This is a genomic window from Agathobaculum sp. (assembly GCF_022775115.1).
In the GTDB taxonomy this organism is placed as follows: Bacteria; Bacillota; Clostridia; order Oscillospirales; family Butyricicoccaceae; genus Agathobaculum.
This window is the reverse complement of the sequence record NZ_JALFLA010000053.1, coordinates 19,953-39,996: the sequence shown is the minus strand read 5'-3', so window position 1 is coordinate 39,996 and position 20,044 is coordinate 19,953. Positions and strand designations below refer to the sequence as shown.

Below are 20,044 nucleotides of genomic sequence, written 5' to 3'. Positions count from 1 at the left end.
AGCTTTTCCAGCTCGTCCGGGGTCATTTCTTCCAGAAGGTGCGCCAAGTAATTTAACTCGTCAAGGCTTTCGTATTCTCCGAGGTGGTCATACAGTCCCAGCACATCACTCTGATAATCGGTGATGAAGTATTCCTCATAGTGTTTTCCGTCTATGCCGATCCGGGAAAAAAAGGCCTGCACTTCTTCAACAGTCGTGGGGAATTTCAGATATTCCTCAACTTCAACGCCCTGTTCCGGGCACATCCCCAGACGGCTCATGTCCTGATTTCCGCCCTTCGCTCCGGCTGCATGAGGATGTACCTTGCAATGGCTTGTATCAATGATGATTCATTCAAAATCAGGTCCATCGACCAAGATTTCCAGTAACTTCTCCCAGATGCCTTTGTCACGCCATCTGCGAAACCGTTGATATACAGTACGCCATTTCCCGCAGCACGGCCACAAATCCCGCCACGGTGCTCCGGTGCGTAATATCCAGAAAGCTCCGTTGCTAAACTGGCGATTATCCTTTGCTATGCCACCGCACTGACCCGGTTGTCCAAGCAGGTGGACTTCCAGTAGATTCCATGTTTCGTCACTCATATCGTGTCCTTGTTGTTCATCAGGCATGGGAACACCTCTTTTTCTATTGGTAGTTCCATTATATCTCATTACTCGTGCAAACACTATTTACACCTCATCGGAGGTTTACACAAAGTTTGGGGTAGTCTCATTGCTCGCCGTTTTCAGCCTAAACGGGCGCTTAATCTTCATGAACCTATGTTTATTCAGAGGTTCCCTTGCACTTTGAGGCTAAACTTTTCTTGATAACTCCGAAATCTGCATAATAATCATGAATGAGCCTGTGCAATATAACTATAATTCATAAAGTAATTATAACCATTTTTACAAATTTTGTTGTTTCGTTTAATAATTTATTCCATTTCCTCCCATTATATGATATGCTCTAAGTGGCTCTCACCTTGTGATTTGAAAACAGCAAGAGCCGCATATCCATCAGATTGGTCTGGCTGATGGGAGTGGAATACTGACTTCAATGGATGCTAGGCCTAGAGAAAGATATTTACATAAAGGATGTATTATTCTTTTTGTAAATGTTTTTAATAAACTTTAGAAAGGAGGGGCGTGCTGAGATAATTTTTGTTTCAGTCGGATAACTACAGTAGTATGAAGAGAAAGTTAGAGGTGTCAAAATGATAAAAAATCCAAAAGTAAAAAAAATGATGGTTTGTTTTGTGCTTGGAGGTTTTCTGTCATCTATAGGGATGCAAACAGCCTTAGCGGCTAATACCATGAGCAGTGTTGATCAAATTGTAAATCAGGCAAGACAAATAGCGGGATACGAAAAACTTAAAGAAGTTCGCAACGGCAATTCCAGGTGGAAGGACAAAGAATTGCGGTTCACAGTTTATCCTAAAACAAACACTTTTAAATTGAATAATACAAAAGTAACCCTCGTAGGAACTCCTCAGATCGATTATGATGGGGGGGAGACTGTTTATATAGGTCGTTCTATACTTACGAATAACTCGAGTCAGGAGCAGACATTGACAACACAGTCTTTTTCTGAATCTGTTCAGGATGTTGTTACCACCACTACAACACATGCTGTCGGCACGTCAGTGAATGCTTCGGCTAATTTTCAGGTGCCTTTCGTTGGGAAAACAGGGCTTGCGCTTACTTCCTCATATAATTTCAGCAGGGCGACTACAAATACGAATGCCAGAACAGTGACGCATACTGTTGAAGCTCAAAAGATTGCAGTTCCAGCGAATACAACAGTAGAGGTATCAGTTGTTTTGAAAAAAGCAAAAATAACAGGCAATGTGGCTTTGAAAGGCCAATTAGTTGGTTCTGAGAGCGGCAGCGTAGAATTTCAGGCACGCAATAATTATTATGGATGGATGTTTGCGTTTTACAATGGCTACACATACAATTTAGCGGATTTAGCAAATAAGTATGGTGGCAATAAAGGAAGTATGGAACAGGGAACATATTTCCTTGGTATAGTTCCCAATAGCGATGGAAGCATCAATATTGAAGGAAAAGGTACTTATACCGCCTCCGTCGGTGCTGAACTCTATGTTACTGTAAAGGATGTAAAAACTGGCAGATCAAGGAGTACCGAGATGGAAGGCATCGCTACCAGAAACAGGAATAATCCCAACGCTTCTGATGTGAAATACCCCACTCAACATGTTTACGGTTTTCCTAAATATTGGTACAACTGAGACGGATGCTTATTGTGAAAATTCGTCGTTCTGCTGTAGTATGCTAAATGAGGGCGCGCTGCTGATTCGGCAGCGCGCCCCTGTTTAGTCTTGTGCCCGGAATTGCAGGCTTTGCAGGTACTTGATATCTTTCCCGTCAAATCATATACATTCTGTTCTTCGTTACCAGTTCAACGATTATTTCGTTAATATCCACTAAATATGTTTACATGAGTTAAGCCAAATAAGTACTCTGACCGGCATACTATTTGCATCCACAGCAAGGTGAATCTGGGTATTGAACTCCCTTTTATACGGCTCATGTCCTGATTTCCTCTCTTCGCTCTGGCTGCATGCGGATGTACCTTGCAATAACTTGCATCAATCATGGGTCATTCAAAATCAGGTTCATCGATCAAGCTTTTCCGTAACTTCTCCCAGATGCCTTTGTCACGCCATCTGCGGAACCGTTGATACACAGTCCCCCATTTCCCACAGCACAGCGGTAAATCCCACCACGGTGCTCCGGTGCGTAATATCCGGAAAGCTCCGTTGCTAAACTGGCGAATATCTTTTACTATACCACCTCACTGACCCGGTTGTCCAGGCGGGTATGCTTTCAGCAGATTCCATGTTTTGTCGCTCATATCGTGTCGTTGTTGTTCATCAGGCATGGGAACACCTCTTTTTCTATTGGCAGTTCCATTATATCTCATTACTCGTGCAAACACTATCTGATTTGTTCCATGGTGGAAGGCATTTATATTCTCTGTGGCGGTGAGGCAATGCCAAATCGAAACCCGCCAACTGGAATTGCTGATCCACATTGGCTGTCAGAACAAAATAATTCTTGTCCTCGACCAACTCCAATAAGACAAACATAAGTCACCGTCCCAAAGGGCGGTTTTTTCATCATTCATATTTCATATTGCATCACACGACCTAGACTGTCGATCAGCTCGACTCCCCAAGTGACCTGCTCAACCGGTGCATTAATCTTTTTCCACGGCAGATCAACATAGTAGTACATCGTCGCGTAGCCCACTATCTCCGGATCGAGCCATTCATCCTTGCGAGCGGTGATATCATCAACCGGCACGCTGTCATACTCCTTGCCGTTCACATACAGCACCACGCGGCCGGAGACCGGATAGACTGTGGGCGGTGCACCATGGCTGGCTATCTTGATGACCAGCCGCCCGGTCAGGCCGCTGCCCTGCCCTGCCGACCAGTGCAACCCACTACCTTCATTAAATTCAAGTGCCACATCAAGGCCGAACTGGTTCTCCAGTTCGGTCAACGATTTAACCAGCAGATTACGCGTCGTGCCATCCTTGTGCAACAGCAGATAGATGGACACGCAATCGGCCAGCGGCAGCAGCGCCCCACCGGTATAGTAGCCGTTTTCGTAAACTGCGTCCACCGTCATGCTGTGTGCGCCGCCCTGGATGCTGAACTGTGCTGTCTCATCGGCATCCACCTCACGCGGCATGGCACTGATCTGGAGTGACAACTGCGTCGGGTCGGAGGCCGCCAGCGCATAGTCAACGCGCACATCCGCCATTTCACCCAACTCTTCTGCGTTCTCCGCAATGCTCGGTGTGGGCACATAAATAGTGCTGCTGCCGCGCGGTATAGCATCCACCTCACGCTGTAGCCTGCCCACCTCACGCTGTAGCCTGCCCAGCCAGACGAGCGTGACCGCATTGCACACCGCGCCCGCGCACAGCAGTATGACCAGCACAAGGATGCACCCTTTGGCTCGCTTGCTCAGCCCCGGGGACTGCGGCGGTGCGCCGTTGCCTCCCGCCGTCTCCCCCTGCACATCGTCCCTTGTGGGCAGCTCGCTGTCCGGCCGCAGCAGGCTGTCGACCGATACGCCGAAGATACGGCTCAGCTCCATCAGATTATCCATCGTGGGTACAGCCTGATCGGCCTCCCACTTGGATACCGCCTGCCGCGAGATACCCAGCCGGTCGGCCAGCGCTTCCTGACTGAGCGCAGCTTCGCGGCGCAGCGCCGCGATCTTCTCTCCCGTTGTCATGCTGTCCACCTCCTTTGCTCCTGCAATCATACTGTCCACCTCCCTTTTCTGCGCTTCCAGCATAGCCAAAAAACCGAAAAAACACCACCAACCCCACGTTTCCCTTTGTCAACCAGCGGTTGACACGGACTTTTCCGAAAAAAAGCCCCGAAAGACTGCGCTTTCGGGGCTGGGAAAATGCTATGTAACAGCTTACTCTATGCCCTCGTCCTCGCCCTCATGGCGGTCATTATAGGCGTACTCCGGGCATTTTTCCTTTGCTTCATCCTCCGTTGCATAGGGGCAGGCGCGCACACGGCCTTCGGTCTCCGAAAGCGCAACGCAGAATTTTTCCGAGCCGGTCGCACTGCGGCGTCGGAACAGGCACCAAAGTTTTTTCATAAATTATCTCCCTTTCTTGTCGGTTGCTATATTCATTATACTGCCTGGATATCCTGTTGTCAACGAGATTGATAATTTTATGTCAATAATTTTATTCGCCAAAAAACTCGTCATGGATAGCCTTGACCGCCTTCTCGCTGTCCTCCTCATTGATAAGCACGGATATCTTGATCTCCGAGGTAGAAATCATGCGGATGTTGATGCCGGCCATGGCCAGCGCCTCGAACATCTTAGCGGCCACCCCTGCGGCCGAGGCCATGCCCGCGCCGACGATGGACACCTTAGCAACCTGCGTGTTGATGGAAACATCCTCATAGCCGAGCATCTCGGCGCTGTCGCGCAGGATCTGCCCGACACGCTCGGCGTCGTCCTGCCGAATGGTGAACGAGATGGACTTCTTATTGTCCCGGCCGACCGATTGCAGAATAATATCAATGTTGACATTGTGCTTGGCCATCAGCGAGAACACCTTGAACGCCGTACCCGGGGTATCGTCCACGTTGATGATCGCAACGCGCGCGCAGTTATTATCGCGGGCAACGCCCGAAACATTCAGTTTTTCCATGTTAGAACCCTCCTTGACTTTGGTACCCGGATTGCGGGTAAAGCTCGAAACGACCTCAAGGTCGACATTATACTTCTTCGCCAGCTCAACGCTGCGGTTGTGCAGCACCTGCGCGCCGAGCGAGGCCAGCTCGAGCATCTCATCATACGTGATCGCATCGAGCTTGCGCGCCGTAGGCACGATACGCGGATCAGCCGTGTACACGCCATCCACATCGGTGTATATCTGACACAGGTCAGCGCCCAGCTCAGCCGCGATAGCGACGGCCGTCGTATCCGATCCACCGCGGCCAAGCGTGGTCACATCGCCCAGCTTGTTGATGCCCTGAAAGCCCGCAACGATACAGATTTTGCCGTTATCCAGCTCGGCCTTCAGCCGGTCGCCCACGATGCGCTTGATACGCGCGTCCGAATAGTTGGAGTTGGTTTCCAGCCCGATCTGCCAGCCGGTCAGCGAAACGACCGAAAAGCCCAGCTTTTGGATCGCCATGGCCAGCAGCGACATCGAGATCATCTCTCCCGTGTTGAGCAGAACGTCCATCTCCCGCTTGGAGGGATGGTCGTTCAGCTCGGCCGCCTTGGCGATCAAGTCATCGGTCGTGTCACCCTGCGCAGAAACGACCACCACGACCTGATTACCGGCCTTGGCCGTGCTTGTCACAATGTCCGCAACATTCTTCAGGCGCTCGGTATCGGCCACCGAAGTGCCGCCGAACTTTTGCACAATAAGACTCATACTGTTACTGTTTCCTCCTTATATGGCCTGCCCCCGCAATGCGTGGGCCAACCCCTCTCAAATGAACTTGACCGTCGTGCCGACCTCGTCGCAGCGCAGCTGCACAGCCTTCCAGCGCGGGTATTTCTCCGCGCAGATGGCCTGCGCGCGCGCCAGATAATCCCGGTCTCCCTTGTAGACCAGCGCGATGATGGATGGGCCCGCCCCCGAAATAAACGCGCCCAGCGCCCCCAGCTCTTTAGCCTCCCGCACGATGTCGGCGCCGTTTTCGATAAGGCCGAAGCGGTAGGGCTGATGCAGGCAGTCGCCAGTCGCGGCGTCGAGGTTTTCCAGCTTGCCCGTCGTCAGCGAACCGGCCAGCAGCGCGGCGCGCGCTAAATTGTACACCGCGTCGCGGTGCGCAATGGTTTTAGGCAGCGCGGCGCGCGCCTTTTCGGTGGATAGTCTGAAATTCGGGATGAACACGACAAAGTCAATCGCGCCGTGCACCGGCACACGCACGTGCCAGACGCGGCCTTCCTCGAGCAGCGCGACGCAGAAGCCGCCGAGAATAGCCGGCGTCGAGTTATCCGGATGCCCCTCGATGGTCGCGGCGAGGTCGATGACGGCCTGCCGGTCAAGCGGTTCGCCCAGCAGGGCGTTTGCGCCCATGATGCCCGCCACTGTGCAGGCTGAGGACGAGCCGAGGCCGCGCGTCTGCGGAATAGCGCAGTCCTCGATGATGCGCATACCGGCAAGCGGCTTGCCGCATTCATCATACACCCTTTTAGCGCATTGGTAAATCAGGTTGCGCGCATCATTGGGTACGAACTGACCGTTTTTGTCCGAAATATCAATTCGGTCGCTCTCCTCAAGGTCGATGATGTTGTACAGCTCCAGCGCGATGCCGATGCTGTCATAGCCGGAGCCCATGTTGGCGCTTGTCGCGGGTACGGTCACACGAACCATTTTCTTCCCTCCCCTTACAGCATACGCATGGCTGCGCGCACCTCGCCGCAGGCGTTCAGCGCAGTGATACGCGCCTGCATATCCGCGGTGGACAGCTTATGCGTTTTGACAACAAAGACGCTCTCCGCCGGTTCCGCCGCGCTTTCGACCGGCAGCCGCGCCTCCAGATCGGCCAGCTTGCCCTTGAAGCGGACATACCACGCGCTTTGCAGCGTATCCAGCGGGCGGAGCAAACCCTTGGAGCCGTCTCCCCACAGGATGCGGCGGCGGTTGTTTCTGTGCTCGATGCAGTCGAGCATATCCGCCACGACCGCCGAAGCAGTCGCCAGCTTGCCCGCGCCTTTGCCATAGAACATGACCTCGCCCGTCGCGTTGCCGTTTACCATGATGGCGTTGAACACATCTTCCACCGCGGCAAGCGGGCTTTCCTTATGAATGAGATGGGGCGCGACATAGGCATAGGCTGTGCCGTCCTCATTACGCACCATGCGGCCGAGCAGCTTGATTACGCAACCCAGCTTATCAGCATTGGCAACGTCCTCGAGCGTGATCTTTGTGATACCCTCGCAGCAGACTTGATCGGGGTCAAACTTGTCGCCCAGTGCAAGGTCGGACAGAATGCATATCTTGCGGCAGGCGTCGTGCCCTTCGATATCGGCGGTCGGGTCCTTTTCCGCGTAGCCGTTGAGCTGCGCCTGCTTAAGCGCGTCCTCAAAGGTAACGCCGTTATGGATCATCTGGGTCAGGATGTAGTTGGTCGTGCCGTTTAAGATGCCGCAGATCTCGTTGATCTCATTGGCGGCCAGGCACTGGAGCATCGGGCGGATGATCGGAATGCCGCCGCCAACCGATGCTTCAAACATATAACCCACGCCGTTTTCCTCGGCAATGCGCAAAAGCTCCTCGCCGCGCGTGGCGACCAGTTCTTTGTTGGAGGTACACACGCTCTTACCTGCCTGCAGGCAGCGCTTGGTAAACTCATACGCCGCGCCCACGCCGCCCATAACCTCGGCCACAACGGCAATCTCCGGGTCGTTTTCGATCACCGAAAAGTCAGTCACGAATTTATCTGCGTAAGGCAGCGCAGAAAAATCGCGCAGATCGAGCACATATTTGACCTCGACCGGCTGGCCGGCCACGCGCGCAATCTTTTCGGCGTTCATCTCGAACACCTCATACACGCCTGAGCCGACCGTGCCGTGACCCATAACTGCTGCTTTTATCATATTCCTTTATTCCTCCGTCATGTTGTTTAATTGGCTCATTCCGAGGCGAGTATCTCAACCTTGCTGACACCCTCAAGCGCTTCCGCGCGGTGCAGCAGCTCTTCCGCCGAATATTGCATCTCACCCGTGCGCGCGGCGATCGTGACCGATGCCTGCCCGCGCATCGGCACCGACTGGTTGACGGTCATCAGATTGGCGCCCGAGTCCGCCATCAGTCCCAAAATGCTCGACAGCACGCCGGGCTGATCCTGCAGCATGAAATGAAACGTGACGATGCGGTCGGTCGTTGCCTCAAAAAAGGGGCGCACGCCATCCTTATACTTATAGTACGCGCTGCGTGACAGCCCCGCGAGCTTAGCCGCCTCGCTCGCGGTCGCAGCTTTGCCGCAGGCAAGCGCTTCGTTGGCCTCGATCACGCGCTGGAACACCTCGGGCAGCAGGGTACGCTCGACGAGATAGTATTTTGGCTTTACCATGCGTTGTCCTCCCCAAAAAGACAAGTGTCTTTTTCACGCTTTCCTATCATACCATAACACACCGCGCAAAGCAAGAGGATAACTGATAAATTTCTCCTTTTTCCGCCCACCCTTTTGATGAAATTGACCAAACCATTTCCGCTTTTTGGACAAAACGTGCATGGTCTATGGGTGTTTTTTGTGCTATACTATAAAAAGCTGTCAAATAAAAACGGAGCGTAGAGAAGTATGAAGCATCAAACATCAAGCGGCAACGGTACCTTCACCACAAAGCTCGGCTTTGTGCTGGCGGCAGTCGGCTCGGCGGTCGGCATGGGAAACATCTGGATGTTCCCCTACCGCACCGGCCAATACGGCGGCGCGGCCTTTCTTATCCCCTATTTACTGTTCGTGGCGCTGTTCGGCTATGTCGGCCTGTCGGGTGAGTTTGCCCTCGGACGGCTGACCGGCACCGGCCCGATCGGCTCTTATGAATACGCAATGCGTACACGCGGCAAGCGCGGGGGCGCACTGCTCGGCTCTATTCCGCTGTTCGGCTCGCTTGGTATCGCCATTGGCTACGCGATCATCGTCGGCTGGGTGCTGCGCAGTTCGTTTGGCGCACTCACCGGCGCGCTGATACACACCGAGCCGGAGACCTTTTTCACCCAGATGAGCGGTGCGCATCTGTCCAGTGTGCCGTGGCATGTGGCCGTTGTGGTCATCACCGCTGCCATCCTCATCCTCGGCGTTTCCGGCGGTATCGAAAAAATCAACAAGATCATGATGCCGACATTCTTCCTGCTGTTCCTGCTGATTGCAGTGCGCGTTGCCTTTCTGCCCGGCGCAGCGGCGGGCTACCGGTATCTGCTTGTGCCCCAGTGGCAGTATCTACTGCGTCTGGACACGTGGATCATGGCGATGGGACAGGCGTTCTTCTCACTTTCGGTCACAGGCTCGGGCATGATCATCTACGGCTCTTATCTCTCCAAGCAGGAGGATATCGTACATTCCTCGTGCGTCACCGCCCTGCTGGACACCTGCGCCGCCATGCTGGCAGGTTTCGCAGTCATCCCCGCGGTGTTCGCCTTCGGCCTTGACCCAGCGGCAGGCCCCAAGCTGTTGTTTATCACGCTGCCCCGCGTATTTCAGCAAATGCCGCTGGGACGGCTGTTCGCACTGTTTTTCTTTGTCTCGGTGCTGTTTGCCGGCATCACCTCGCTCGCCAATATGCTGGAGGCCGTATCTGAAGCCGCGCAGACGCGCCTGAAGCTGCCCCGCAGGGCCGCCGTTCTGCTGTCCGGTGCGGCTACGCTGGCGGCCGGCCTGCTGATCGAATATGAGCCGCTGATGGGGCGCTGGATGGATCTTATCACGATCTACATCGTGCCAATCGGCGCGATCCTCGGCGCGGTGATGATCTACTGGGTGCTGGGCGTGCCCTCCATCCGTCAGGAGCTGATGCAGGGACGTGACGGCAAGCCCCTCGGCCGCGCATTCGCGCCGCTGGCCAAATATGTTTATGTGTTCCTCGCAGCGGTAGTCGTTGTATGCAGCTTTGTAATACCGGGCGGCATCGGTTGATCCCACAACTGATAGAAAGCCCACGGCATAGCCGTGGGCTTTTGCTTATTCTGTTTTATTCGTCGCTGTTTCGGGTTTGTCCGCTGCTTCGGATTTCTCCGCGTCCAGCTCAGTAATCAGATCCTCGCCCACGACCTTATCCGGCACAGTTTCGCCTTCAAAGACCTTGACGAAAGTCTCACCGTCCATCGTTTCGTTGCGAATCAGATATTCCGCCACGCGCTTCATCTCGTCCATATGCTCAGAGAGCAGCTTTTCACAAGCGTGGTGCGCTTCCTCCACAATGCGGTGTATCTCCTCGTCAATCTCGGCAGCCTTGACCTCCGAATAGCCCTTGCCCGCGGCAAAGTCACGGCCGAGGAATATCTCGCCGTTATCTGAACCGTAGTCAATCGGACCAAGTTTTTCGCTCATGCCATAGCTGGTGACCATGGCGCGCGCCATCTGGGTCGCCTGCTTGATATCGCCATACGCACCGGTCGAGATATCCTCCATCGTCAGCTGCTCGGCCACGCGGCCGCCCAGACAAACGATGATATACTCCTCCATATACTTGCGCGTGCGATACGCCTGATCCTCCTCCGGCAGCGGCATGGTAAAGCCGCCTGCGCCCGACGAGCGCGGGATAATCGTGATGTGGTGTACGGGGTCCTGCGTCGGCAACACATGGAAGCAGATCGCGTGACCAGCTTCGTGATACGCGGTCAGCTTCTTGTCCTGCTCGGTGATGATGTGGCTCTTCTTCTCCACACCCATGACAACCTTGAGCAGCGACTCCTCGATCTCCTCTTGAGAAATCAGCTTTTTGTTGCGCCGCGCGGCCAGCAGCGCCGCCTCGTTGAGCAGGTTTTCCAAATCCGCGCCGGTAAAGCCCGCCGTCGTCTTGGCGATGTCCGAAAACTTGATATCGGGGTCGAACTGCTTGTTGCGCGCGTGCACCTTGAGGATGGCCTCACGCCCCTTGACATCGGGCGCGCCGACATAGACCTGACGGTCGAAACGACCCGGACGCAGCAGTGCGTTATCCAGAATATCCTTGCGGTTGGTCGCAGCGATGACAATAACGCCCTCGTTCGCACCGAAGCCGTCCATCTCGACCAGCAGCTGGTTGAGCGTCTGCTCGCGCTCATCATGGCCGCCGCCGAGACCCGCGCCGCGCTGGCGGCCGACTGCGTCGATCTCATCAATGAATACAATGGCAGGCGCGTTCTTTTTAGCCTGTTCAAACAAGTCGCGCACGCGGGAAGCGCCCACGCCAACATACAGCTCGACAAAGTCCGAGCCGGAGATCGACAGAAATGGTACGCCTGCCTCGCCCGCGACGGCGCGCGCGATCAGCGTTTTACCCGTGCCCGGAGGGCCGACCAGCAGCACGCCCTTGGGGATGCGCGCGCCGATCTGCACGAATTTCTGCGGATTCTTGAGAAACTCGACGATCTCCTGCAGTTCGGCCTTTTCCTCATCCGCACCGGCCACATCGTTGAACGTCACCTTGCGCTTATCATCCTGCGCAAGCTTGGCGCGCGCCTTGCCGAACTGCATCGGCCCCGCGCCGCCGCCCGACTGCTTGTTCATCATAAAATACCAGAATGCGCCCAGCAGCACAAACAGGATGATATACGGCAAAAACTGCGCCCACCACGGCATCTCCGCAGTCAGGATATCCACCTGTGTCAGCGTGCCGTTGTCCATCTGCTCGGTGATGGTAGCGCCGAGCTGCGCCCACCAGATAGAATACGCCGCGCCATTGAGGTCGTAGCTGACCACGCGGTCCCGCCCGCGCAGGTGCATGGTAAGCGTATTGTTCTCGACCCGGAACTGGTCGACCTCACCGTTTGAAAAATAGTTGTAAACATCCAGATAGGTCAACGGTTCGGTCTGCTGCGCCTGACTCACCACATAGCTGACGCCCGCCAGCAGAAACACCAATATGATGAGATAGAGGCCAAGGCCCCTGAGTTTTCCTTTCAAATCGACATAGCACCTCTTTCTTGTTCGTATTTATTCGCCGCCGTAAACAGACGGCTTGAGAATGCCGATATACGGCAGATTGCGATATTTCTCAGCGTAGTCGAGGCCGTATCCGACCACAAACTCATCCGGAATCTCAAAACCAAGATAGTCGACCTTGACATCCACCTTGCGGCGGGCGGGCTTGGACAGCAGCGTACACAGGCGGATGGAGTTCGCGCCGCGCGCCATCAGTATCTGCATCAGATAATGCAGCGTGATGCCCGAATCAAGAATATCCTCAACGATCAACAGGTCACGCCCGTCGATCGGCTGCTCGATATCCTTGATGATCTGCACCTCGCCCGTGGTCTTGGTGCCCTTGCCATAGCTCGATACGACCATGAAATCAATGTTGCTTGGCGTGTCGATCTTCCGGGTCAGGTCGGCCATGAACACATAGGAGCCTTTGAGCACACTGACGATCAGCGGATTCCGGTCGCGGTAATCCGCTGTAATGCGTGCGCCAAGCTCAGCCACCTTGTCCGCTATCTGCTGCTCGGTGAAGTAGATCTCCTTAATGTCCTCTCTCATGTCAACTCCCATAAGCTGTTACCCCTCAATTTTTATTTCGATCCGCGCGCCGCCCTGCGGCGCGCGCGCTATATCCATACCAATATCCTGCACGGCGATTGGCCCGTTCTCATCCGCGATCACCGCCAACTGCGCGCGACGCTGCCGCGGTATCCTGCGGTCGATCATCAGCTTTTTGAGCGAACGGCTCCCGCCGTTCGCGGTCAGCCGAAGCCGGTCGCCCGTCCTGCGCGGACGAACGCATAGTGTACCAAAGGATATTGTACCACAATCCACGCAAAAAGTATTGAATGTTTTGTAAAAAACTTCGTTTTTTTCAAGCTGCCGTATGCACAGCCTGACCCTGCCATCCCACACCGCGCCGGCAAAAGGCACCGAAAGCAGAACCTCCACCAGCGGCGCAGGCATTTCCGCGCGGCTGATACGCAGCAACTCGTATTCGCGCCATGCGCGATAGCCATACGGCAGGCTGCACACAGCCGATGGATCGTCCGTTTCGAGCAGCTGCTCGAGCGAGCGCACATGAACGGCGGCAAAGTCACGCGCCGGTACACCGCATACCGCTGCCAGCCGCCGCAGCGCGCGCGAGCGGATTGCCGGATGTGCCGCGCGCAGCACGGACACGCGCCACGCACCTTCACCTTCAGCCGCCGCATCAGTCAAATCGCGCGCCTGCTCGGTCAGGCAGGCGTCGTCCTGCCGCAGCAGACGGCCCAGCCGTGCCGCCGCGTCCGACAGCGCGGGGTTGATTTCCCGCAGGAGCGGCACGACGCCGTGCCGGATGCGGTTGCGCGTGTAGTCGTCCGTCTGGTTGGTACTATCGATCACAAACACTTGCCCCAGCGCCGCCAGATAGGCTTCGATATCAGCCCGCTCGACCTCGATCAGCGGGCGGATGATTTGCCCGCGCACCGGCGGAATACCCGCCAGCCCCCTTGGCCCGGTGCCGCGCGCCAGATGGAACAGCATGGTCTCGATCTGATCGTCTGCCGTGTGGGCGGTAGCGATCTTGCCGCCCTGCGCCAGCGCCGCCAGCCGCGTATAGCGCACACGGCGCGCCGCCGTCTCGATACTCTGCCCGCTGCGCGCGGCCTCTCCGCGTATATCGACACGCTCGGCCGTCAGCGGTACGCCCAGTGCGCCGCACAGCGCGCGGCAAAAGGCTTCATCCCGCTCGGCCTCCTGCCCGCGCAGGCAATGGTTGAGGTGATACGCCCGCACCGGATATCCCAGCGCCAGCAGCGCACGCAGCAGCGCGGTCGAGTCCGCCCCGCCGGACAGCGCGCAAAGCACCGGCTCACCCGGAGCAAGCATTTGATAGTCGGCGATCGTGCGCCTTACCGTGTCCAGCATATGCTCAATCTCCATGGATACGATCAGGGTTGGAAAAGGTCGTATATTGGCCGATCCATTGCAGTTCGACGGTGTTGGTCGCGCCGTGCCGGTTTTTAGCGATGATGATCTCGGCCACGTTTTTCTGGTCGGATTCGTCATCGTAATAATCGTCGCGGTAGATGAACATGACGATATCGGCATCCTGCTCAATCGCGCCCGATTCACGCAGGTCGGACAGCATCGGACGCTTGTCCGAGCGCTGCTCGCTCGCGCGGGAGAGCTGAGACAAGCACACGACCGGCACGTTCAGCTCCTTGGCCATAATCTTGAGTGAGCGCGATATCTCCGCGACCTCCTGCACACGGTTTTCCGTGCGGCGGCCGCCGACATGCATCAGCTGCAAATAGTCGATCACGATCAGGCCCAGCTCGTCCCCCAGACGGCGGCACTTAGCCTTGATCTCGGCCACGGTGATGGCCGGATTATCGTCCACATAGATATTCAGCCTTGCCAGCACGCCGGAAGCACGGGCGATCTTGACCCAATCGTCCCCGTCCAGATTGCCGGTCTTGAGCTTTTGGGATTCGATCAGCGCCTCGCTCGACAAAAAGCGGCTGGCCAGCTGCTCCTTTCCCATCTCAAGCTGGAACACGCACACGCCCGTGCCCTTTTTATCGCCCTTGGGTTTGTCCTTAACGACGGCCTTGGCCGCGTTAAGCGCGATATTGAGTGCAAACGCCGTCTTGCCCATGCCGGGGCGCGCCGCGATCAGGATAAGATCGGACTTGTTCAGTCCGGTCAGCGCGGTATCGAGCGCGTGAAAGCCGGTGGACATGCCGGGGATATCGCTGTCCGACTTGGCGCGCTCATCCAGCTCGGTATACAGCTCGGCGATGACCTCGCTCAAGCGGGACAGCCCCTTGATCTCCCGTCCCTGCCGGATATTGTAGATGCGCTGCTCGGCCAGCTCGGCGATGCTCGCAGCCTCACCCCGCGCTTCGAGCGCGTTGGCCTGTATCTCGCCGCCAGCCTCGGCCAGCTGGCGCAGCAGGCTCTTGTCCCGCACGATGCGGACGTACTCGCCCACGTTGCGCGCGCCGGGCGTGATCTCCATCAGCTGCATCAGGTAAGCGCGCCCGCCTGCCTCATCGTAATAACCCATGCGGGTCAGCATATCAAGGATAGTGACCGCGTCGATGCGCTGCGCGCCGTTGAACATCGAATAGATGGTTTCGAAAATACGCTTGTTCTCGTCCGCGTAAAAATCCTCCGCGCGCACCTGCTCGATGACTGCGGGAATGCAGCCCGGATCGACCAGCATCGCGCCCAGCAGGGACTGCTCCGCCGTCAGATCCTGCGGCAGCTGCCGCGCAAGAAGCTCATCCAATTCCACACCCCCGCCCTTCGACCTAAAAATCAGGTTCCGCTACTTCCTCGATGCAAAATACACCGCTGTGTATGCGCCTATGATCGCCGCCGCAATCGCTATCCATACAGCCAAGCCCATATCCATCCCTCTCCAGCTCTTTCCCGGTTCGTTTTACGCTTCCACGACCTGCACCAGAATTTCGCCCGCGATATCCTGATACAGCTTGGCCTTGACCCGGTGTATGCCAAAGGTCTTGATCGGCTCCTCGAGCACGATCTTCTGCTTGGGCACCTGCAAGCCGTACTGGCGGTTCAGCTCCTCGGCGATCTCCTTCGAGGTGACCGCCCCGAACAGGCGTCCGCCCGCGCCGCCCTTAGCCGGTACCTTGACCGGACTGACCTTGAGCTTTTCCGCGGCCTCGCGCGCGGCCTGCTGCTCGAGCGCGACCTTGCGGGCATGTGCCTCGTCCTGCGCGCGCTTAACGTTCAGATTGTCCGCGGTAGCGGCCTCCGCCAGTCCGCGCGGCAACAGAAAATTGCGGCCGTAGCCCTCGCTGACCTCGATCAGATCTCCCTTTTTGCCCTTTCCCTTCACATCTGCGGTGAGAATCACTTTCATGGTGTGCTTGCTCCTTTTCTGAAAATACGTTTATTCGGAAACGGCGGCACGTTACGCACCCGCCTGTTTTTCGCTTTGCTGATCGGCAAAATAGCCCTGTATCGCCTCGGTAATCATGCGATCGGCCTCGTCCGGCGTGGTGCTTTTCAGCTGCGCGCCCGCCGCCGAGTGATTGCCGCCGCCGCCCAGCCGCTCCATCAGCAGCTGCACATTGACCTGCCCCGCGGCGCGCGCCGAAACGGCCATGTCCGCCCCGCTGCGGAAGGCAACGACGCTAGCCCGCGTGCCAATGATGGACAGCAGCTCGTCCGCTGCCTGCGCGGCCGCCACGCGGTCGACCTCCTCATCGGTCAGCGCGAAGATCACACCCTGCCCGCAATCCCGTGCGGAGGAGATGAGCTTCTGCCGCTCCATATACTGGTCAAAGCTGGACTGGAACAGGCGCTTGACATCGCTCACCTCCGCGCCCGCGCGGCGCAGATAGGCCGAAGCCTCAAAGGTGCGCACCCCCGTGCGGGTCGAAAAGCCCTTGGTATCCAGATAAATACCGGCCAGCATGGCCTCGGCCTCACCGACTTGAATGCTGCTCGTTGGCACCATGTATTGCAGCAGCTCGCTGACCAGCTCAGACGCCGAGGAGGCATACGGTTCGTGCAGCGACACGACGGCGTTCTCAATATAATCGGCCGCACGGCGGTGGTGATCGACCACCGCGACCTTATTAATAGATTGCAGCAGCGCTTCGCTCTCCACATAGCCCGGGCGGTTGACGTCCACCACGATCAGCAGTGTGTTGAAATCACACATGATCATCGCGTCCTCCGCGCTGATGAACACATTCTTGTATTCGGGCAGCGTTTCGAGACGCGCGATCAGGTCGCCCGCCATCGTCCGCTCCCGGTCGACCACAATGTGCACCGGCTTGCCCTTGACGCGCGCCGCGCAAACCATACCGGCCGCCGCGCCGATCGCGTCCATATCACTGTTGCGATGCCCCATGACGAGCACCTGCGACGAATCACGGATGAGCTGGGTAAGCGCGTTGGCGACAACGCGGCTCTTGACCTTGGTGCGTTTTTCCAGTTCCTCGCTCAGACCGCCGAAAAACTCAAAGGCATACCGGTTTTTGATGACCGCCTGATCGCCGCCGCGTGAAAGCGCCATGTCGATCGCAAGCCCGGCATACTGGTAGCTCTCAGCCAGCGTTTCTCCGTCCCGTCCGATGCCGATGGACAGCGTGGCGATCACGCCTTCGTGGTTCTGTATCTCGCGCACCTCCTGCAGGATGGAGAACTTGCGCGCGGCCAGCTTTTCCAGCTCGGTATTTTCCAAGATGAAGATGTATTTGTCCCGGTCGAACTTGCGCAGCACCGCACCGCAGTCCTGCGTCCAGTCGGACAGGCGCTTGTCGATATTAGCCAAAATCGCGGATTTCTCCGAATCGTTGGCGTTCTTCATCAGCTCCTCGTAGTTGTCAATGGCAATGATCGCCAGCGCGGGGTGGCGGGTCTCCGCCTCGTCGCGCAAGCGAACGAACGCAGTGCAGTCGATAAAATGCAGCATCATCATCTGCCCCGCGCCGCTCGGCACCATGCTGCCGAACACATGATAGGCGCGCCGCCCCATGCGCAGCTCGCCGGGGAACTCGGTCTTACCCTCAATCAGCCAGCGCGTTTCAAACGTCGGCGCAAGCTCGGTGATGCGCATATGGCGCGCACCGCTCAGGCCCGAGGTGATCTCGGCAAAGGCTTCGTTGCACCAGACGATCTCACCTGTCGTCGCCAGCGCCACAACCGTCGCCAGCGGCGAGCGCACCACGCTCGGGTGTATCTCGCCCCCCTCGATGGTGATATTGTGCATCAGCTCCTGCATCCGATGCTCTTCCTCGCCCGCAAGGCGCTGTGTTACCAGACGCAGCGCAACACAGATCGCAATGCCGATGAGACCGTACGGCACGGAGTAAAACAAGCCTCCCGCCGCAAACAGCAGGAACAGGACAAAGAACAGCGTATATCCTGTCTGATTGGTGATATGAAATGATTTCTTCAAATTCCCGCCCCCCTTTCGGACGCAAATATGCAGACTAATTATATCATCGGTTGGCAACAATGTAAACAAAAATCCTCTGCGATGGCTGTGGAACCCATCCTAAAAATCCCCTGCGATGATTGTGTTTTTGCATCAAACGTGATACAGTAAGGACAGACTTAACCTGAACGGAGGATAAAAAATGCAGTTTACCTTTGCACACAATAACCTGAACGTGCGCGACCTTGACCGCTCGCTGGCGTTCTACCGTGACGCGCTCGGTCTGACCGAGGCGCGCCGCCGCACCGCCGAGGATGGCAGCTTTATCATCGTGTTTCTCAGCGACGGACAATCCGCGCACCGCCTTGAGCTGACATGGCTGCGCGACTGGGAGCGCCCCTATAATCTGGGTGACAACGAGTTCCACCTTGCGTTTCAAACGGACAATCTCGCCGCCGCCCACGCCCACCACGCCGAAATGGGCTGCATCTGCTATGAAAACCCGGCGATGGGCATTTATTTTATCGCCGATCCCGATGGATACTGGCTCGAAATCGTACCTGCAAAATAAGCCGGCTCTGCCACCCCAAACGAGAGGAGCGTTGTTTTTGAACCCCTATCTTGATCTGTTTCTCACCTTTGCGCGCATCGGCGTGTGCACCTTTGGCGGCGGTTACGCCATGCTGCCCATCCTGCAGCGCGAGGTGGTGGATGCCCGCGGCTGGGCGACTGAGGACGAGCTGATGGACTATTACGCCATCGGCCAATGCACACCGGGTGTGATCGCGGTCAACACCGCGACCTTTATCGGCTATAAGCTGCACGGTGTGCGCGGCGCTATCTGCGCGACCGCCGGGCTGCTCGTCCCCTCGCTGGCCATCATCACGGTGATCGCGGCGTTCATCGGGCAGTTTGCCCATCTGCCGGCCGTGCGGCACGCCTTTGCCGGCATCCGTATCGCGGTATGTGCGCTCGTTCTGCAAGCCGTGTGGAAAATGGCGCGCAAGGGTGTGACTGATACCGTGACCGCGCTCATCCTGCTCATCACCTTTGCCGCCGTCGCGTTCCTTGGGGCGTCTCCCGTGCTGATGATTGTGCTGGCGGCGGCCACCGGTATCCTGACCGGCGTGATACGGGGGCGGCGCGCATGATTTATTTACAGCTTTTCTGGGAGTTTTTTAAGACCGGCCTGTTCGCGGTCGGCGGCGGTCTGGCCACGCTGCCCTTTCTCAAAGCGATCGCACAGCAGTACCCGTGGTTTACGTCGAACGACCTGCTGGACATGATCGCGGTATCCGAATCGACACCCGGGCCGATCGGCGTAAACACCGCGACCTACGCAGGCTTTCATGCGGCTGGTCTGCCCGGCGCAGTGGTCGCTACCTGCTCGCTGGTGCTGCCCTCGGTCGTCATCATCATCTTTGTCTCCCGCGCGCTGCGGCGCTTTCGCGATTCCACACTCGTCACCCGTGCCTTTTACGGACTGCGCCCGGCCTCGGCCGGACTGGTCTTCGGCGCGATGCTCGAGGTATTTGTCTCCTCTCTGCTCCATACCGAGCTGTGGAACGGCCTCGGCAGCCTTATCGCCGTGCTCAACCTGCCCGCGATTGCGTTATTTCTGCTGCTGTCGGTCGGCATCCAAAAGCTGCCCCGGCTGCACCCCATTCTATTCATCCTTGCCGGGGCGGTGTGCGGTGTGCTCTTTCAGTTTTAGGACATCTGCCCCATCGACAAAAACGGCGGAAAGAACATCTTTCCGCCGTTTTCGCCTTACCCCCCTATTCTCTTGCCAGATAATCCTCGATGATATCGCTGAAATGCTCCGCAGCAACACCATTCTCTTGCAGCATGACACTCAGCCTAAGCGTCTCTTCATAGGTTTCGGCAATATCATTCAGGCTTATCACAACCGTCGTGCTGTCGTAAGCCGCGATACCATACTGCACCCGATTATTTTGTCGCTGCTCGATTACGACATAGCGAACCATGCCTGCCCCCTC

19 protein-coding genes and 2 pseudogenes are annotated in these 20,044 nt (G+C 56.7%); 5 read left to right on the top strand and 16 right to left on the bottom strand.

Annotated elements, in window-relative coordinates:
* Together MR935_RS06775 and MR935_RS06770 are read right to left on the bottom strand one after the other, a co-directional pair.
* Window positions 1–260, bottom strand: a 260-nt coding sequence (locus tag MR935_RS06775) for an antirestriction protein ArdA (protein WP_290572179.1), incomplete at its 3' end; no start/stop codon positions are given.
* A pseudogene (locus MR935_RS06770) lies at window positions 252–611 on the bottom strand (IS5 family transposase); the annotation flags it as partial. The pseudogene MR935_RS06770 and the gene MR935_RS06775, both read right to left, overlap by 9 nt.
* 584 nt (window positions 612–1,195) lie before the next feature.
* Here MR935_RS06770 and MR935_RS06765 point away from each other — a divergent pair.
* The gene (locus tag MR935_RS06765; RefSeq protein ID WP_290572170.1) at window positions 1,196–2,233 is read left to right on the top strand and encodes an ETX/MTX2 family pore-forming toxin; all 1,038 of its coding nucleotides are present in this window, start codon (window positions 1,196–1,198) and stop codon (window positions 2,231–2,233) included.
* Window positions 2,234–2,455: 222 nt separating this feature from the next.
* On the opposite strand, the pseudogene MR935_RS06760 reads toward MR935_RS06765, so the two are convergent.
* The 7 genes and pseudogenes from MR935_RS06760 to MR935_RS06730 form a co-directional block, all read right to left on the bottom strand.
* Window positions 2,456–2,886 (bottom strand): annotated as a pseudogene (locus tag MR935_RS06760) (IS5 family transposase); the annotation flags it as partial.
* Between the two features lie 242 nt (window positions 2,887–3,128).
* The gene (locus tag MR935_RS06755; protein WP_290572168.1) at window positions 3,129–4,286 is read right to left on the bottom strand and encodes a helix-turn-helix domain-containing protein; all 1,158 of its coding nucleotides are present in this window, start codon (window positions 4,284–4,286) and stop codon (window positions 3,129–3,131) included.
* A gap of 162 nt (window positions 4,287–4,448) precedes the next feature.
* On the bottom strand, window positions 4,449–4,637 hold the full coding sequence (locus tag MR935_RS06750) for a hypothetical protein (protein WP_290572166.1): 189 nt from the start codon (window positions 4,635–4,637) through the stop codon (window positions 4,449–4,451).
* Window positions 4,638–4,728: 91 nt separating this feature from the next.
* Window positions 4,729–5,937, bottom strand: coding sequence for an aspartate kinase (locus tag MR935_RS06745; RefSeq protein ID WP_290572164.1), 1,209 nt, complete (start codon window positions 5,935–5,937; stop codon window positions 4,729–4,731).
* 57 nt (window positions 5,938–5,994) lie between these two features.
* Window positions 5,995–6,885: a homoserine kinase gene (thrB, locus tag MR935_RS06740; protein WP_290572162.1), complete on the bottom strand. Its 891-nt coding sequence runs from the start codon at window positions 6,883–6,885 to the stop codon at window positions 5,995–5,997.
* Window positions 6,886–6,899: 14 nt separating this feature from the next.
* Window positions 6,900–8,111: a homoserine dehydrogenase gene (locus MR935_RS06735; protein WP_290572160.1), complete on the bottom strand. Its 1,212-nt coding sequence runs from the start codon at window positions 8,109–8,111 to the stop codon at window positions 6,900–6,902.
* A 35-nt stretch (window positions 8,112–8,146) separates the two neighbouring features.
* Window positions 8,147–8,587 (bottom strand): ACT domain-containing protein, encoded by a 441-nt coding sequence (locus tag MR935_RS06730; RefSeq protein WP_290572158.1) that lies wholly within the window; start codon window positions 8,585–8,587, stop codon window positions 8,147–8,149.
* Between the two features lie 228 nt (window positions 8,588–8,815).
* Here MR935_RS06730 and MR935_RS06725 point away from each other — a divergent pair, with 228 nt between their 5' ends.
* Window positions 8,816–10,150, top strand: coding sequence for a sodium-dependent transporter (locus MR935_RS06725; protein ID WP_290572156.1), 1,335 nt, complete (start codon window positions 8,816–8,818; stop codon window positions 10,148–10,150).
* A 45-nt stretch (window positions 10,151–10,195) separates the two neighbouring features.
* On the opposite strand, the gene ftsH is transcribed toward MR935_RS06725, so the two are convergent.
* From ftsH to MR935_RS06695, 6 genes are all read right to left on the bottom strand, one after another.
* A complete protein-coding gene (gene ftsH, locus MR935_RS06720; protein ID WP_290572155.1) occupies window positions 10,196–12,121 on the bottom strand; it encodes an ATP-dependent zinc metalloprotease FtsH in 1,926 nt (641 codons plus the stop codon).
* Window positions 12,122–12,151: 30 nt separating this feature from the next.
* The gene (gene hpt, locus MR935_RS06715) at window positions 12,152–12,694 is read right to left on the bottom strand and encodes a hypoxanthine phosphoribosyltransferase (protein ID WP_442863023.1); all 543 of its coding nucleotides are present in this window, start codon (window positions 12,692–12,694) and stop codon (window positions 12,152–12,154) included.
* A gap of 18 nt (window positions 12,695–12,712) precedes the next feature.
* Window positions 12,713–14,047, bottom strand: a complete 1,335-nt coding sequence (tilS, locus tag MR935_RS06710) for a tRNA lysidine(34) synthetase TilS (protein WP_290572152.1) — start codon at window positions 14,045–14,047, stop codon at window positions 12,713–12,715.
* A 4-nt stretch (window positions 14,048–14,051) separates the two neighbouring features.
* Entirely contained in the window at window positions 14,052–15,422 is a 1,371-nt protein-coding gene (gene dnaB, locus MR935_RS06705) for a replicative DNA helicase (protein ID WP_290572151.1), read from the bottom strand.
* Between the two features lie 147 nt (window positions 15,423–15,569).
* The gene (gene rplI, locus MR935_RS06700) at window positions 15,570–16,016 is read right to left on the bottom strand and encodes a 50S ribosomal protein L9 (protein ID WP_290572149.1); all 447 of its coding nucleotides are present in this window, start codon (window positions 16,014–16,016) and stop codon (window positions 15,570–15,572) included.
* A 51-nt stretch (window positions 16,017–16,067) separates the two neighbouring features.
* On the bottom strand, window positions 16,068–18,065 hold the full coding sequence (locus MR935_RS06695) for a DHH family phosphoesterase (protein WP_290572147.1): 1,998 nt from the start codon (window positions 18,063–18,065) through the stop codon (window positions 16,068–16,070).
* A 181-nt stretch (window positions 18,066–18,246) separates the two neighbouring features.
* Between MR935_RS06695 and MR935_RS06690 the strand changes: the two genes are divergently transcribed.
* From MR935_RS06690 to MR935_RS06680, 3 genes are read left to right on the top strand one after another with little or no spacing between them, the layout of a single operon-like run.
* Entirely contained in the window at window positions 18,247–18,615 is a 369-nt protein-coding gene (locus MR935_RS06690; RefSeq protein ID WP_290572145.1) for a VOC family protein, read from the top strand.
* 37 nt (window positions 18,616–18,652) lie between these two features.
* Complete coding sequence (locus MR935_RS06685; protein ID WP_290572143.1) at window positions 18,653–19,195, top strand: chromate transporter; 543 nt, start codon at window positions 18,653–18,655, stop codon at window positions 19,193–19,195.
* Entirely contained in the window at window positions 19,192–19,758 is a 567-nt protein-coding gene (locus MR935_RS06680; protein WP_290572141.1) for a chromate transporter, read from the top strand. The genes MR935_RS06685 and MR935_RS06680 overlap by 4 nt, the downstream gene beginning before the upstream one ends.
* 64 nt (window positions 19,759–19,822) lie before the next feature.
* On the opposite strand, the gene MR935_RS06675 is transcribed toward MR935_RS06680, so the two are convergent.
* The gene (locus tag MR935_RS06675; RefSeq protein ID WP_290572139.1) at window positions 19,823–20,032 is read right to left on the bottom strand and encodes a DUF6514 family protein; all 210 of its coding nucleotides are present in this window, start codon (window positions 20,030–20,032) and stop codon (window positions 19,823–19,825) included.
* Window positions 20,033–20,044 lie beyond the last annotated feature (12 nt).